The 16,666-nt window shown below is 46.6% G+C and carries 10 protein-coding genes; 8 read left to right on the forward strand and 2 right to left on the reverse strand.

From position 1 onward, the window contains the following. Positions 1-268: 268 nt before the first annotated feature. The 4 genes from QUB06_RS17480 (at position 269) to QUB06_RS17495 (ending at position 4,377) form a co-directional block, all read left to right on the forward strand. Positions 269-1,135 (forward strand): alpha/beta fold hydrolase, encoded by an 867-nt coding sequence (locus QUB06_RS17480; protein ID WP_333436341.1) that lies wholly within the window; start codon positions 269-271, stop codon positions 1,133-1,135. 144 nt (positions 1,136-1,279) lie between these two features. Then, a complete protein-coding gene (locus tag QUB06_RS17485; RefSeq protein ID WP_333436342.1) occupies positions 1,280-2,266 on the forward strand; it encodes an aldo/keto reductase in 987 nt (328 codons plus the stop codon). A gap of 166 nt (positions 2,267-2,432) precedes the next feature. Continuing rightward, on the forward strand, positions 2,433-3,836 hold the full coding sequence (locus QUB06_RS17490) for an AAA family ATPase (protein ID WP_333436343.1): 1,404 nt from the start codon (positions 2,433-2,435) through the stop codon (positions 3,834-3,836). Between the two features lie 10 nt (positions 3,837-3,846). Beyond that, the gene (locus QUB06_RS17495) at positions 3,847-4,377 is read left to right on the forward strand and encodes a hypothetical protein (RefSeq protein ID WP_333436344.1); all 531 of its coding nucleotides are present in this window, start codon (positions 3,847-3,849) and stop codon (positions 4,375-4,377) included. Positions 4,378-4,549: 172 nt separating this feature from the next. On the opposite strand, the gene QUB06_RS17500 is transcribed toward QUB06_RS17495, so the two are convergent. Together QUB06_RS17500 and QUB06_RS17505 are read right to left on the reverse strand one after the other, a co-directional pair. Continuing rightward, positions 4,550-4,690 carry a hypothetical protein gene (locus tag QUB06_RS17500; protein ID WP_190736053.1) on the reverse strand — a complete coding sequence of 47 codons (141 nt, stop codon included), beginning with the start codon at positions 4,688-4,690 and terminating at the stop codon, positions 4,550-4,552. Between the two features lie 108 nt (positions 4,691-4,798). Beyond that, a complete protein-coding gene (locus tag QUB06_RS17505) occupies positions 4,799-6,490 on the reverse strand; it encodes a transglutaminase domain-containing protein (RefSeq protein WP_333436385.1) in 1,692 nt (563 codons plus the stop codon). Between the two features lie 422 nt (positions 6,491-6,912). Between QUB06_RS17505 and QUB06_RS17510 the strand changes: the two genes are divergently transcribed. The 4 genes from QUB06_RS17510 to QUB06_RS17525 all read left to right on the forward strand — a co-directional run bounded on the left by QUB06_RS17510 (position 6,913) and on the right by QUB06_RS17525 (position 16,566). Next, entirely contained in the window at positions 6,913-7,779 is an 867-nt protein-coding gene (locus QUB06_RS17510) for a DUF928 domain-containing protein (protein WP_333436345.1), read from the forward strand. 115 nt (positions 7,780-7,894) lie between these two features. Continuing rightward, positions 7,895-8,071, forward strand: coding sequence for a hypothetical protein (locus QUB06_RS17515; protein WP_333436346.1), 177 nt, complete (start codon positions 7,895-7,897; stop codon positions 8,069-8,071). A gap of 24 nt (positions 8,072-8,095) precedes the next feature. After that, positions 8,096-10,255, forward strand: coding sequence for a ShlB/FhaC/HecB family hemolysin secretion/activation protein (locus QUB06_RS17520; protein WP_333436347.1), 2,160 nt, complete (start codon positions 8,096-8,098; stop codon positions 10,253-10,255). A 506-nt stretch (positions 10,256-10,761) separates the two neighbouring features. Beyond that, on the forward strand, positions 10,762-16,566 hold the full coding sequence (locus QUB06_RS17525; RefSeq protein WP_333436348.1) for a CHAT domain-containing protein: 5,805 nt from the start codon (positions 10,762-10,764) through the stop codon (positions 16,564-16,566). Positions 16,567-16,666 lie beyond the last annotated feature (100 nt).

Consider the following 16,666-nt stretch of genomic DNA (forward strand, 5'->3'; position numbering starts at 1 on the left):
TAAATGAGAAATCATTTGACACGACAGAGGACGGGATAGCATTCTAAGGCGTAGCCGCCTACAGTAGGCGGCTAGATTAAAAAAAGCAAGGTAGAACAGTCAAGGTAGGATAGAAGATTGATAGAAGAGTTCGCTTGTAAGCGAGTGTCAGGTAAGAGACACTGGGGTAGGTAAATGGGTCACGGTAAGGGCTGAAACACCCCAAAAACATCCCTTTTGCTAGAGTGTTGATAGAAATTGGTCAACTAGAGCCTGAAAGTATTGAAAAATGGTAAATATGTTAAACTACTGGCAGTGGCGGGGGCATTCAGTATACTACGTTCGATCCAGCGATCGGCATCCAGAACGCCCTCCCCTGCTGTTAATTCACGGTTTTGGAGCCTCCACAGACCACTGGCGCAAAAATATCAGCGGCCTGAGCAAAGACTTTGAAGTGTGGGCGATCGACCTGCTCGGATTCGGGCGATCGGCAAAACCAGAATTGCAGTACAGCGGCGACCTCTGGCGCGACCAACTCCACGATTTTATCACCAACATCATCGGCCGGCCCGCCGTACTAGCCGGCAACTCCCTCGGAGGCTACGCCGCCTTGTGTGTAGCAGCCCAGCGCCCCGAATCAGCAGCCGGACTCATATTAATCAACAGCGCCGGCCCCTTCAGCGAACCGCAGCCCGCACCCGAAGCCCCGCCCTTGCAAAAAGCCATATCTGCAGTAGCTAAAACTTTATTTCAGCAAGATTGGGCAAGTTTTCTGCTGTTCCAGTACGTGCGCCAGCGATCGACAATTCGGAAAACCCTAGAAAAAGTTTATCTCGACCAAAGCGCGGTCACAGACCAATTAGTAGAAGAAATATACCTTCCCTCCTGCGATCCCGGTGCCCCCAAAGTATTCGCTTCCGTATTCCGAACACCCCAAGGCGAAAAAATTGACGTATTACTTAGTCAATTAACCTGCCCGTTGCTAATGCTGTGGGGAGAAGGCGATCCGTGGATGAATTCCGCAGAAAGAAGCGCCAAATTTCGCAAACACTATCCGCAGTTAACAGAACACTTTATCAAAGCTGGTCACTGTCCCCACGACGAAGTACCAGAACAGATAAACGAACTGATTCGCGCATGGATAATTGACCAATAGTCGATCGGCACATAGATAATTTTTCCCCTGCCATCTCCTCCCTCGGAGAGGGGGAAATTTATCCAATTTGCAGTAACAATCTATTTATTGTGTTCTCACAAACGCGGTTAAATTCTACTCACATATTCTGAGGAGACGGAAACAATGACCCGCAAAAAGACTCGCCGCAATTTTATATTGAGCAGTATAGCTGTTGCCAGCGGCATTGCAGGTGCTAAGGCGATCGAACAGCAGGATCGGGAAATCGCAGCCGCACCTAATAACAAGGCGGCCGCCACAGTAAAAATGCCAGAACGACTGTTAGGCAACACCGGCGTGAAAGTGCCGATTTTCGGTTTGGGGGGGGCCGGACAAACACCGCTGTCGCAGCCGGGAAGAGAAGCAGAAGCAGCGGCGCAAATTGAACGCGCGATCGAAGTAGGCATTCGCTATTTTGACACGGCAGCCGACTACGGGCCCAGCGAAGAAAACTTAGGCAAAGTTTTGCCACCATATCGATCGCGCCTATTCCTAGCCACAAAAACCGCCGCCAGAGACAGAGACGGCGCGTGGAGAGACTTAGAGCGATCGCTCAAAAGATTGAAAACCGATCGGCTAGACTTGTGGCAACTCCACCACGTCTCATTCCAAGCCGAATTAGACCAAATTTTCAGTGCCAAAGGAGCAATAAAGGCGATCGAAGAAGCCAAGGAGCAAAAAATAATTCGTTTTTCCGGCATCACCGGACACCACGAACCAGCCATCATTGCCGCAGGCTTGGATCGCTATCCTTTCGACACAACATTAATCTCCCTCAACGCCGCCGAAAAACATCACCCGCGCTCCTTTGTTACCAGCGCTTTACCTGTAGCCAAAGCCAAAAACATTGGCGTCATAGCCATGAAAATACCAGCTTACGGCAAATTATTTCAGAACGGTGTTTTAGATGGAATGCACCAAGCAATGGGCTACACGCTTTCACTTCCCGGCGTGCACTGCTGCGTCATCGCCGCCGACTCAGTAAAGCAATTAGAAGAAAACTTCAAAGTCGCCCAAGCATTCAAACCCCTGAACACAACAGAAATGGCAGCACTTGAAAAACGCACCGCCGCCGCTTGGCAAGAAAATACATTTTTCCGACAGTGGACTTAGAGCTGATGTTGGGAAATGCGGCGCGATCGCGTCGCCGCTCTACTTTCTATTAATATTGAACTGGAATTACCAATCCAGGTATAATGGGTTGAGGAATGAAAAATCTATACAACTAACGGTTTCAGGTTCCTCCCTATCTGATAGTTTATCAACAGGACATTTTTTAATGAAATTAGAAATTAGAAACTTAGGTGTTGTTGAAAAAGCAGAAATTGATTTAAAGCCTTTAACTGTTTTTATTGGTCGTAATGGTGAGGGGAAAACATGGGCTGCATACACTTTATCAGCGATCCTCGGACAGCAGGGAGGAGGAAATTACTTGAAAGCTTATCTTGACGGTAAAACCCAACAGACATATCCCATCATAGATAGCGCACTTCAGCAACTTTTTGATGAAGGTAATGCACAAATTGATATGATTAAATTTGCTAATGACTGTGCGGAAATTTATATTAATGATGTGGCTCGTTTGGCTCCAAACTGGATGCGCTCTTTTATGGCTACAGAACGAGCAGATTTTGAAAATTTGCAAGTAGATTTTAAGTTGGAAGAAACAAAATTAAAGCTTGTGGAAAGGATAAAATCAGTTTCTGTCCAGAGAGAAATTTCTTTGGGCTTACTAAATTCTGTGAAAGAATCAGGCGAAACAATATTATACTTTTATTCAGGAGGAGGCAAAGATTTGAAGAAGCTGCCTAAAAAAGCGATTAAGCGATTCGTAATTCAGGAAATTTTTCAGATGCTCCACAGAGCCTTTTATGCTTGTATACATATATTCCCTACTGAAAGGACTACTTTTATAACTTTACCATTTAGCTCTTTTAGAGTCAAAGAAATTATAGACGAAGAACCTTTAAAAGAAACAGATAAATCAGAATTTGAAGGAAGAAAAACGTCTTGGGTTGAACCAGTAAAGCGTTTTTTGAACATGATTATATTGAGTTCTCTAAAAAAAGAAGACAGAGAAAAGGAAATAAAAGAAAATCATTTGTTAGAGGAATATGTGAAGTTAGCTGATTTTTTGGAAAAAGAGATTTTACAAGGAGAGGTCGGCTTTGAAACAATATCCGAAGTGCGAAAAGAACTACTTTTTCAACCTAAAGAAAGTACCAACTTGGAGATGCCTATTGTTTCTTCAATGGTAAAAGAATTAGCTCCATTAGTTCTCTGTTTGCGCTATTTAGTTGCACCAAATGAGTTACTGATAATTGATGAGCCAGAAATGAATTTACATCCAGCGGCTCAAGTAGAGATAGCTGAATTTTTGGCAATGTTAGTCAATGCTGGATTGCACGTCTTAATTACAACCCACAGTCCCTACATTGTTGACCATCTTGCTAATCTCATGCAAGCAGCTAAGCATGAAAATCCAGATAGCATTAAAGAAATGTTTTATTTAGAGCGAACAGATGCTTTTATTTCTCAAGAAAAAGTTTCAGTCTATTTGTTTGAGGATGGAACAGCCAAAAACATTATCAGTGAAGAAGGTACAATAAATTGGGAAACTTTTGGTCAAGTGTCTGATGATGTTTCTCGCATTTATGCTAATTTACTGAAAATTCAAGATTGAGAGATAGTTAATGCCTTTTGAAAATTTGCTTTTATCCTCCTGTTTACTTCCAGGTCAAACCTATTTTAAGGAAAGTAAAGCTTCAGTAAAAGTAGAACCCCTAGCGGGCGAAACAATACTTTTTTTTAACATAGATGACCAATCAAATCCTGGTTGTAAGCTGCGTCAATTTTTATGGGGAATAGAAAAAGGTCAAAAAATGTGCGACCTGATGGTGTTTTACGCTAAAGACAGCAAGCGCGTTATCTGTTTTGTAGAATTAAAAGATAATATCGGTGATTTAGGTCATGCCACAAAGCAAGTAATTAATACATACGATACTTTCAAGGTACATCTGCAAAAAAGTTATACGCCGAAAGCATTTATTTATGCGTGGGCCGGTTCTTTACCCTACGAACATGAGGAATATCAGAGAGAGTTATTAAAGGCGTTTGGGAAAAATAATTTTGATTTTAATAACAGAAGTAATGATGCTTTAGGTGATTTGTTGCGGGGAAACCCACCTAAAACAGGTGGAGGGAAGCGGAAAAATAAAAAGTAGAAAAAATCTGTCAATTAAGGCTATTCAATAAGATTTTTTTGAAGCGCCACACCTAGGTTATCTCTTCCCTTGCACCTCTGCTGTGAAAATACGTCAAATCAAAAAACAAGGCGACCTGGTTTGGTCGCCTTGTTTTCAATCATAAAAGATGCAATTTGTCAACAGCCAAAAGCTACTTTTTTTTCCGTTTAGCCTTATCTAACCGCCTACGATCGCGCCACTCAACAGAAGTCAAATAAGCGACCCCGCCAGTCACCGTCACCAGCAGTACAAAGGCCACTAAAACGAGAAAATTAGCAATCGAAAATTCCACAACCCCTCTTCCTCTGATTTTACATTTTCTACTTTCGATTTTAGATTAAAAATGTTAACAATTAACAGTTAAATGTTGACGGCTAACTGTTAACTGTTAACACTCCCTTCAAATTGCTGGCAACTCTTCCAAAATGGTAAACCTCACATGATTAATTGCCAGACTCCCCACGGAAACATCCTCCTTGTTTAAAGGAAGACCGCCGCTGGTGAGACCTTGAAACCGGATTCCCTTGCCAATTTCTACGTGATACCAAGCCAAACCCATAAAAAATCGCAAAGGATAAGGGCCTCTGTCTTGAATATCATCAGGATTAGATTCCATCGGCACCCAGCCAAAACCTGGAATGTAAAATTCCAGCCAAACGTGATTGAAATCCGGCTCCAGCGAGACACCTTTTCTGTCACCAAAAGCCGGACACTTGTAGCGGCCGATCGTGCGGCAAGCAATCCCGTTTAACCTAGCCAAAGCTAACAAAAGTCCCACGTATTCGCCGCAGGAACCGATACCACGGCGCAGCACAATATCGGGAGTGTCAATGTGAGGTCTAATTCCGTAAGAAAGTTGATCGTAAACAAAATTACGAATGCTCAGCAATTGCCTGAGAATGTTAGTTTCCGAGCCAATGGCAGCCACAGCAGCCGATCGCACAATCTCCGTATCCATCGCCAAATTGTCATTATCCACCAAATACTTAGCTGCAAACTCCGGCGACAGCTTCGGACTCTTTTCGACATCCCGAGGCGACAACTGATACTTAATCGATCGAACTTCTAACAAAGCCTTCCAGCCAAAAATTCGGCGTTCCCCAGGGTGCAGCCGATCGAACTTAAACACCGCCACCCGTTCCCCTTCCTGAATTTCCTCAGTAAAAGGCATTCCAATCGGCGTAATTTTCCTGACCTTTTGCCGGTGAGTTTGCGAAGGCAAAGCAATCCGCCACTCCAAATTTTCGATTTCTACCTCATCGAGGGGAGACAGTTCCTCCACATAAGACATTTCCATCAAAAAACCGTTTGACAGAGCGTAGCGCTCGGCTTCATTGTAGTGAAAAGACAAAGGCTGAATAAAAGTGCGATCGCGCTTCGTCAACTGAAAAGGATCTTCCGAATTCGGGTCATCCCGGATGTAAAGTTCATCCCCGGCATAAGCCACGTACAGAACCTCTTCCCCGGTTTCCGAATCCTTGTGAAAAGCCAAACCCGAAGGCGACTCAAAGGGAGTCAAAACGCTAAATTTAATCTCCCCAGTTCCCCGTTCCAAACAGTAAACAGTTTGCTCAGTCTTGTCACAAACCCAAATTTCCTCATCCCGGACTGTGATATTTTCTACCCCAATACCGGGAGCGTAAAACCGAGTAATTTCCCGACCAGTTTTCAGGTCAAAAACCAGAATCGAGGCTAATCTCTGGCAAGTGACATAAAGCGTAGATTTCCAAACAGCAATCCCGTCAGCAGGATAAGAAAGTGAAACAAAATGTTCCGGTTTGAGTTCAGTTATCGCCCCGTCCCGAATTGCGCCCCGACAGCAACAAATATCCTCATCCCGCGCAAACCAGAGAGTATCTTCCGAAATAGCCAGCCCCGTTGCGCCCGCAAACTTAGGCGTTTGATAAGGATTCAAAACAGTAGTGTTGTCACTTTCTCGATCGATCTCCAATAGCAGCCCTTCGGCGCGATCGACAGCGAACAACCTATTTCCTAAAAAAGCAATGCCGTGCAGTGCCAAGACTCCGATGGGTCTGACCATCCGCAGCCCCGAAGGCTGTTTGTCCGAGAGAACAGGTGAATCGAGATTCATGCTAAATTTCTTGCCGGTATTGTACAGAAAAACTGATTTGTAACTTGTAGCCGATCGCTTGAGGTTCACCAGCAAAATTGCCGAGTTTCCTGATATCCAGGACTGACGCATCAACCGGGTGTTGTTAGGAAAAGACGCCTTGTAGCCTCTTGTCTGAGTTAAAAAACCCGGAATATTAGTCTTTGTCCAAGTTGGGTTTAACAAGCTCAACCGAACCTGCTGCCGTGAATGGAAGTAAGTATAACTACTAAGCTACCACTGACAAACGCGACAGAGAATTCTATGTTGAGCAGAGCAACCCAAATAATCGTATCTGCCTGAAGATATAAATTAAGTACAACAGATTACTAGATCCGTCAAAACCTTGGATAGAATAAAACCGTGAGATAAAGTTCCTAGGTTCATCAAAAGGCAGGTTCGTCATGGCTTTGAAGTCTGCTCTAAATATCGGTGCTCTTTCCTTAATTCTGTCTTTAGAGGCAGTTGCCGCCGGTAGTTTTTTAATACCTGCAGAGGCTCTCAACAGCCCCGCAAACATTGTCCAGCGCGCCTCACCACCGCAGCTACCCCTCAACTGGCAAACAGTTCAACCTCCTGAACCCAGCGGAAGCAGACCGAACAGCCAGCAATTGGAACCCGCGTGGAATAGCTTTCAACCGCCGCAGGACGGAGTACCCGGAAGGCGGGAAGGGGGAGGAACCCGCGGCTTAGAATGCCCCACGGCCACAACTGCCTTAACTGCCTTGATTCCCCAATCAACTATGGGGCAAACCATATCAGCAAAACCAACATTTTTCTACTACCTTCCCGTAGCGATCGACAAAACAGTTCAGTTTGAGTTAGCAGACGAAAGGGACAAAACACTATACAAAAAAAGTTTTCGCATGGTAACTAGCCGTGCAGGTGTAGTTAGCGTCAGCCTCGGCTCCGACGACAACTCGCCAGCCCTGGAAGTTGGCAAAAACTATCAATGGTACTTTACTATCAAATGCAACCCAAAAAATACAACCGATGATGTTCTCGTTTCCGGGTGGATCAACCGCACCGCACTCGCCCCAACCGTGAAAACAGAGTTGGATCGATCGTCCGATCTCACCAAGCTCAGCATCTTCGCCCAACAAAATCTCTGGTACGAGTACCTGGCAACTCTAGCTCAATTGCGTATCGAGTCTCCCAGCGATGCCAGTTTAGCGAGCCAGTGGTCAGCAGTGTTGAACTCAGTCGAACTCGGCAAAATAGCCCAAGAACCCTTAGTCGCAAGTGAGTTAACACCTATCACAAGAAAATAATTCAACACCAGTCTCAAAAAAGAATGCAACGGTAGGCCCGTGCCCCAAACCCTGATAGCCATAAGTCATTGCCAAATCTAAAATCTAAAATCTAAAATCTAAAATCTAAAATGGTATGACTGGTGCAGCAAGTACGAAAAACTCGGTTTCGAGCGCGGTATTTGGCAGCGCCACAGATGATTTTTGGCTGTTGCGGGTTGTTTGGTCGATCGTCCTAAATAAATTAAAATTTTTGTACCGATCGGCAGTTCGGACTTCTGGCAGATTGAAAGCCGGACTGTGGAAATTTTGATGGTCAAATTTCGCCGAATACTAAATGATAAACTGGCATAGTCAAGCAGCCGACAAACTTATTTTAGAGAAATTATTAATTATGCGCCCGAATGCAAATATTGCAATATTTCGGTTGGCGATTTCACTTCTGACTGGACTCCCCATCGCTTGCTTTTATGCCAATAAAGCTATATCCCAAACCGACGATATTTCTCAGTTGCCCGTCGCCGCTGACAACTCAGCAGATACGGGCAATCAAGTATTAGCACTGCAAAAACTGGAAATCAAGCAGGATGAAACAGCAACAAACTTAAATCAGCTTCCCGATTCGATCGACACCAACCCTGAACCAGAAACACAATCGAACCCCGCCGAGAACAGCCAAGAAGCCTGTTCCACAATCGATGAAACTGCTTGTGGTGCGGGCATCTTGCCCGTAGCAAAAAATCTCGTTGACAACGATCCCCAATGTCAGAACCCGCTAGAGTGTAATTTTTTAGCCCAGAACCCGCAGACGCCACCGGGAAACCTCCCGCCCGACTTAAACCGCGATCGACTACCAAATCCGCTGTTACCGTCGCCGCCGACTCAGCCCGATCCAAATCGCGATCGATTTCTGCAACCGGCCCCGCAGCCTTCCCCAGAACCTCCCCAAGTACCACCCACAGTAGCGCCGCCGTCCCCGTCGCCAGTTCCCCCAACGCTGCCGAATACACCAATTGAGGTGCAGAAAATTCAAGTAGTTGGCAGCACAATTTTAAGCCAAGATGAAATTAATGCCTTAGTCAACCCGTTAGAAGGCAGTTCTACGACCCTAGAACAGCTCAAACAAATCGCCGACAAAATTACCGAAATTTACCTCAATCGTGGCTACATCACTTCGAGAGCAGTCTTGCCGCCCCAAACTATCACCGCAGGGGTAGTCCAAATTCAAGTGATTGAAGGCAAGCTGGCCCGAATTGAGGTAGAAGGAACTAAAAGATTGCATCCGAGTTACATCCGCAGCCGGATTCGACTCGGTGCCGGAATGCCTTTAAGCACAGCTTCCTTAGAAGACCAACTCCGGCTGCTGCGAGTCGATCCTTTATTTGACAATGTAGAAGCCAGTCTGCGGGCTGGGGATAATGAAGGAGAGAGCATTCTGATCGTCCGAGTCTCGGAAGCTAATCCGTTTCAACCTACTTTCAGCATTGACAATTACTCGCCTCCCAGTGTCGGTTCCGAAAGATTGGGAGTTAGTTTGCGGCACCGCAATATAACAGGAAATGGCGACGAACTTGCGGCGGCTTATTACCGATCGCTCGGCGATTCAGACGTGTTTGATTTCAGCTATCGCGTCCCGCTAAATGCAATGAACGGCACTTTGCAATTGAGGGCGGCGCCGAATCGCAACAGTATCGTACAACCACCTTTTAACCGTGCTGACATTTCGGGAAAATCGCATTTATTTGAAATTAGTTACCGCCAGCCGTTGCGGAGAACGCCGATCGAAGAATTTGCCTTATCTGGCGGTTTTACTTATCAGACAGGTAGAACTTTTGTCGCCGGCGAACCGGTTCCTTTTGGCATCGGCCCGGACTCCAATGGTGTCACCACTACGAGTGCAATTAAGCTGGGACAGGACTACATTCGGCGGGACCCGCAGGGCGCTTGGGCTTTGCGATCGCAATTTACGATCGGCACTAGCTTGTTTGATGCTACTCAAAACGAAGGTTCTGATCCCGACGGACAATTTTTTAGCTGGCTGGGTCAAGTGCAGCGAGTACAGCGATTGAATGACAAACATTTATTAATTTTGCAGGCAGACTTGCAGTTGTCAGCTAATAGTTTGTTGCCTTCACAGCAATTTGTAATAGGCGGCGGGCAATCTTTGCGCGGCTACCGCCAAAATGTCAGTTCTGGCGATAACGGCTTCAGAGTTTCGATCGAAGATCGGATTACTTTGCAGCGCGATGCTTCGGGAAATCCCAAACTTCAATTGGCTCCCTTTTTGGATGCGGGTATGGTATTGAACGTTGCGAACAATCCTAATAAATTAACAAATCAGACATTTTTAGCAGGTGTGGGTTTGGGGGTAATCTGGGAACCGATACAGCGGGTGAACCTGCGCGTAGATTACGCTTTTCCTTTGGTGAGAATTAGCGATAAAGGCGACAATCTGCAAGATAACGGCATTTATTTCAACATAATTTATACACCTTAAGAAGAGAGGGGCGAGGGGGAGAGTTGGAGAGGGGGAGAGTGGGAGCATTTTTCATCTTCTCCATGCAAAAGTGAGTGAAATTAATCCTCGCATTGCCACGCCAGAAATCAGACAGTGCATGGGCAAAGACGCAGGTAGCAGTCCCTTGAGAAAAATCAGCTCGCTTTACAAACCACATTCAGCCCGTCAAAAAATAATAACATCGACGAGCCAACGCCCCGCCGCCGATTCAAGTTACTTCCCTTAACGTCTTTACCTCACCCTTGACGCAGCCAATGACAGACAACGATTATGAAAAATGATAGAGTTTGTCCTTAACATAAATAATTTTTTCTGACAACTAACCCCCAGCCCATCTTAATTTTGATGACCTCGGTAAAAAAAAGAGCCAACGCTAAGCAGATTTGCCTATCCAAAAAACTATAGCTTTTGGCTTTTAGGGATTCGCTAGAGACAGGTTTAGTTGACCCCCCTCTCCCAATTCTTAACTCTCCCAAAAAACAATTATGCTGCCAGATAAATACCGAAAAGTGCATCGCTGCCTCCCTCTGGTAATGGGAGTTGTATTCGCTACTACCTACAGCATCCCCATCAGCGGCCAACCCAGGATTGCCACACCATCCCAGTCACCGGCAACAGAAAAACCCAACCCATCAGGAACGCAGCAACCCGTGCAAGCATTTGGCGGGCAACTCGCCATATTTGTGGGGCATGAAAATTCAATCAACAGTGCAGTATTTAGTCCGGATGGTCGGCACATATTGACTGCTAGTGCAGATAAAACCGCCCGCTTGTGGGATAGGAAGGGCAATCTTCTGGCTGTGTTGCGGGGGCATGAGAAAGGTGTCTTCGATGCAGTATTTAGTCCCGATGGCAGACAAATTCTCACCACCAGTGACGATCAAACCGCCCGCCTGTGGGATACTTCTGGCAATATGCTAACCGAGTTCCGGGCGTCTGACGATCAGTCTGTTATTAGAGATAGAAGTGCCGTATTTAGCCCCGATGGTAGCCAAATCCTCACCTTTAGTATGTTTGCGGATAAAGCCGACAGGTGGGATAAACTCCGTTTGTGGGATACCAAAGGCAATCTCAAAGCAGAGTTCCAGATCAGAAGTGACAGATCAGGAGGCTTCGTAAAAGCCATATTTAGCCCCGATGGTCGCCAAATCCTCACCCTTAGTTGGGATGGAACCGCCCGGTTGTGGGATATCAAAGGCAATCTTCTCAAAGAATTCCAGGCGCATAGGGAGCCTGTCGTCAATGGAGTATTTAGTCCTGATGGCCGGCAAATCCTGACCGCCAGCCAGGATAAAACTGCCCGCCTGTGGGATACCAAAGGCACTCTCTTAACCGAGTTCCAGGGGCATGAAAATCATGTCGAAAGTGCAATATTTAGCCCCGATGGTCGTCAAATCCTCACCGCCAGTATAGATAAAACCGCTCGCATTTGGGATACAAAAGGCTATCTCCTCGCTGTGTTCGGGCAGCATGGAGATTCCGACTGGAGTTCTGTCGGGAGTGCAGCAGGATTTAGCCCCGATGGTCGCCAAATCCTCACCACCAGTTTGGATGCAACCGCTCAAATTTGGGATACCAAAGGCAATCTGCTGGCACAGTTGCGGGGGCATAACGATAGCGTGGGGGCAGTATTTAGTCCCGATGGCAGGCAAATCCTCACCTTCAGTTGGGATAAAAAAGCCCGCCTGTGGGACGTGTCAGCCGCCATTACTGCCCAATCCGAGCAAATAGCTGCCAGGGAAACCTTTCAGGAAGGCGTGTCTAAAAATAACGCTCAACTGGCCATATTCCGACGACACAATAGTGATGTCACAAGTGCCGTATTTAGTCCCGATGGCGGGCAAATCCTCACGGCTAGTTTAGATAAAAAAGCCCGTCTGTGGGATACCAAAGGCACTCTCTTAACCGAGTTCCAGGGGCATGAGAAAGGGGTCTATAGAGCAATATTTAGCCCCGATGCTCGCCAAATCCTCACCACCAATGGTGAGAACATCCGTTTGTGGGACACGAAAGGTAATCTCCTCTCTGTATTGCAAGGACACAGTTACATCAATGCAGTATTTAGCCCTGATGGTAGCAAAATTCTCCCCAGCGATTGCCAGTGCTACCCGGTCAGCCTTTGGGATAGCACAGGCAACCTCCTCGTTCAGTTCTCGGTGCCTAAGACAATGGCAGTGGGGTTGGTGGGGTTGATAGTCTATAGTGCGGTATTCAGTCCTGATGGTCGCCAAATCCTCACAATCAGTGGGTCTAAAACGGCCCGCTTATGGGATATCAAAGGCAGTCTCCTCGCCGAGTTCCCACTGGGTCATGAGGGGAGCGTCAGAAGTGCAGTATTTAGTCCGGATGGTCACCAAATCCTCACCGCTAGTCGAGATGAAACCGCCCGCCTGTGGGATATCAAAGGCAATCTCCTGGCTGAGTTCCGGGGGCATAAGGAGCGGATCGAAACAGCCATATTTAGCCCCGACGGTCGCCAAATCCTCACAACCAGTTTGGATCATACTGCTCGCCTGTGGGATACCAAAGGCAATCTATTGGCAGAGTTTCGGGGGCATGATAATTTAGTCACCAGTGCCGTATTTAGTCCCGATGGTCGCCAAATCCTTAGCGCTAGCCGTGATCGAACTGCGCGAGTCTGGGATACCAAAGGCAATCTCCTGGCTGTGTTCCGGGGGCATAAAAGAGCTGTCAGAAGTGCCGTATTTAGCCCCGATGGTCGTCAAATTCTCACCGCTAGTTCTGATGGCACCGCCCGTCTGTGGGATATATCAGTAGCAATTGCTGCCCAAGCCGAGCAAATAGCTGCCAGAAAAACCTTTCAGGAAAACCTGTCTAAAAATAACGCTCAACTGGTAGAGTTGCGGGACGATCAGTATGGAGTGACCAGTGCAGTCTTTAGCCCGGATGAGCGCCAAATTCTCACCACCAGCGGTAAAACCGTCCGCTTGTGGGATACCCAAGGCAATCTCCTAACCGAGTTCCAGGGGGATGACTATCTCAAGAGTGCAGTATTTAGCCCCGATGGTCGCCAAATCCTCACCGCTACCGATAAAATCGTTCGCCTGTGGGATAACCAAGGCAATTTCCTAACCGAGTTTCAGGGCCATGAGAAAAGTGTCGGAAGTGCAGTATTTAGCCCCGATGGTCGTCAAATCCTTACTGCCAGTTTAGATAAAACCGCCCGTCTGTGGGATACCCAAGGCAATCTCCTGACTGTGTTCCGAGGGCATGAAAGAGGTGTCAGAAGTGCAGTATTTAGCCCCGATGGTAGTCAAATCCTCACCGCCAGTTTAGTAGATAAAACCGCCCGTCTATGGGATACTAAAGGTAATCTCCTGGCTGTGTTCCGGGGGCATGAGGGATATGTCGAGAGTGCCAAATTTAGTCCCAATGGTCGCCACATTCTGACTGATAGTAGGTATCCTTATGGAACTGCTCGTCTGTGGGATACTAAAGGGAATTTCCTCGCCGAGTTCCGGGGTAAGGAGGATGTTACGCACTACAGGGCCGTATTTAGCCCCGATGGTAGTCAAATCCTCATGGCCAGTGCGAATGGAACGCTTCGCCTGTGGGATACCAAAGGTAATCTCTTCGCAGAATTCCAGGGGCATAATTTTAGACTCAACAGTGCCGTGTTTACCTCTGATGGTCGGCAAATCCTTACTTCTGGTGCTGATAAAACCGTCCGTCTGTGGGATACCAAAGGTAATCTTCTAGCCATATTCCGGGGACATGAGGAAGAGGTCGAAAGTGCTGTATTTAGCCCGGATGGTAGCCAAATTCTCACTGCTAGTAGTGATAGAACTGCTCGCCTGTGGGACTTATCACTTGGAATAAAAGTTTCTGCGGCTGAAGTAGCATTTATCAAAGGAACTCAACTTTCTAGCCAAAGCACTGTGGAATCTAAACAACTTGCACTGGCAAAGTTAGAAGAAGCGGTTGCCCTCTATCGTGCCGATCAAAACTCTGCTCAAGCTGCACTCACTCTTTTATCAATGGGTAAAATTTACGCCCATTTCGGACAATTTCAATCTGCCCTAGACTCCTACAATCAAGCATTACCCTTATCGCAGCAAGCCGGGGCCAAAGCCGAAGAAGCCGCTATTATCAACAGTTTGGGTCAACTCTACACCGATTTAGCTGACCCGAAAAATGCCCTGGATTACTATAACCAAGCTTTGCCCCTGTTTTATCAATTAAATGACCAAACGGCAGTCGCCAACACCCTCAACAACATTGGTGATATTCATGCTGCTACAGGAAACTGGAAAAATGCCCTAGACTCCTACAACAAAGCCCTGGTAATCTCTCGACCCATAGGTAATCTAGCCACCGAAGCTACTGCCTTAACTGGCATTGGTAGCAGATATATCGCTTCAAAAGAATGGTCAACGGCCCTGAATGCCTACAACCAAGCCCTGAGCATCTCCCGACACTTAAACGACCAAGTAAAAGAAACCACAATCCTCAACCAAATGGGGAAAATACAAGCTGCTTTAGGTCAGAATTCTACCGCACTGGAAAACTATAACCAAGCTTTATCTCTATCCCAACAACTCGGTTACAAAACAGAAGAAGCGCACATCCTCTACAATCTTGCCATCTTAAACCGCCAACAAAATAACCTCGCCGCCGCCAAAACACCAATCGAAACCGCCATTAATATTATTGAAAACCTCCGCACCCAAATCGCTAGCCAAGAACTGCGCCAGTCTTACTTTGCCCGCAACCAAGATTATTACCAGTTTTACATCGATTTGTTGATGCAACTGCACCAGAAAAATCCAGATCAAGGTTACGACGCACAAGCCTTTCATGCTAGCGAACGTGCCCGTGCCCGCAGTCTGCTTGAACTCCTCAGTGAAGCCAGCGCAAATATTCGCCAAGGTGTTGACTCGCAACTGCTAGCACAAGAACAAATTTTGCAACAACAACTCACTGATTTTCAGCATCGCAAATATCAAATAGTCATCGCTAAATCTACCCAAGAAGCTGTGGAGGAAATTCAACAAAAAATCGACACAGTTCTCAAGGAACTCGCTCAAATAGAAGCTAAAATTCGCGCCAGTAGTCCTCGTTACGCTGATTTAAAATATCCCGAACCTCTCAACCTGCCACAAATTCAACAACAGGTAATCGATGACAATACGCTACTTTTAGAATATTCTTTGGGTGAGGAGCGCAGTTATTTGTGGGCAGTGACGAAAACTTCTTTCACCAGTTACGAACTTCCTTCTCGTATCGAGATTGAAGCGACGGCTAAGAATTTCCGCGATACTTTAACCAAAGCTACCACGAGAACCTCTCCTCAAATGGTTGCCGAATCTGCTGCACTTCTAAGCCAAATGATTCTCGCTCCGGTTGCTTCTGAGTTGGGCAACAAGCGCTTGCTAATTGTTGCGGATGGAGCCTTGCAATACATCCCTTTTGGCGCACTCTCTCTGGAAAAATCTGAAGCGCCGCTAATAGTTAAGCATGAAGTTGTTAATCTGCCTTCTGCCTCAACTCTGGCTATTCTGCGGCGGGATATGGCGACTCGTCAACCGGCTCCAAAGACGATCGCCTTGTTTGCAGATCCAGTTTTTAGCCCGGACGATGAACGGCTCAAAGGCACGAGTACATCCCCTGTAACGAGGAATCAAACTGTTGAAAATCTGCCCCTGGAAGCGCAACAATTACAGAGATCAGCATCCGAGGCTGAAATTTATTGGACTCGCTTACCTTTCTCGCGAACTGAAGCTGAGCAAATCCTGGCTTTGGTTCCCGATGATTTGGAAAAACAAGCGTTTGACTTTACTGCTAATCGTACCACGGCAACCAATCCCGATTTATCTCAATATCGCATTGTTCATTTCGCTACGCACGGATTTGCTAATAGCAGACATCCAGAATTATCGGGATTGGTGTTATCTTTGGTTGATGAGAAAGGCTCTTTACAAAATGGCTACTTGCGACTCAATGATATTTTCAATCTCAATTTACCGGCAGAATTGGTGGTGCTGAGCGCGTGTCAGACGGGTTTGGGAAAAGACATTAAAGGAGAAGGGTTGGTGGGTTTGACGAGGGGGTTTATGTATGCGGGGGCGCCGCGTGTGGTGGTTTCTTTGTGGAGTGTTGAAGACCAAGTAACTTCTGAGCTGATGACACGATTTTACAAAAAAATGCTCCAGGATAAATTGGCGCCTGCTGCGGCACTGCGAGCGGCGCAAATCGAAGTGCTACAGCTTCCAGAATGGCAATCTCCTTATTATTGGGCTGCTTTTGGGCTGCAAGGAGAATGGAATTGAGTGCGCCTCTGGCGGGAGAGGGGGAGAAAGTGGGGGAGTGCGATATGAAGAAAATATTTCCTTCTTGCTTCTTCCCTATTCCTTGTTCCCTCTTCCTTCC

It is taken from the genome of Microcoleus sp. D2_18a_D3 (genome assembly GCF_036702455.1).
Lineage (GTDB): Bacteria > Cyanobacteriota > Cyanobacteriia > Cyanobacteriales > Microcoleaceae > Microcoleus.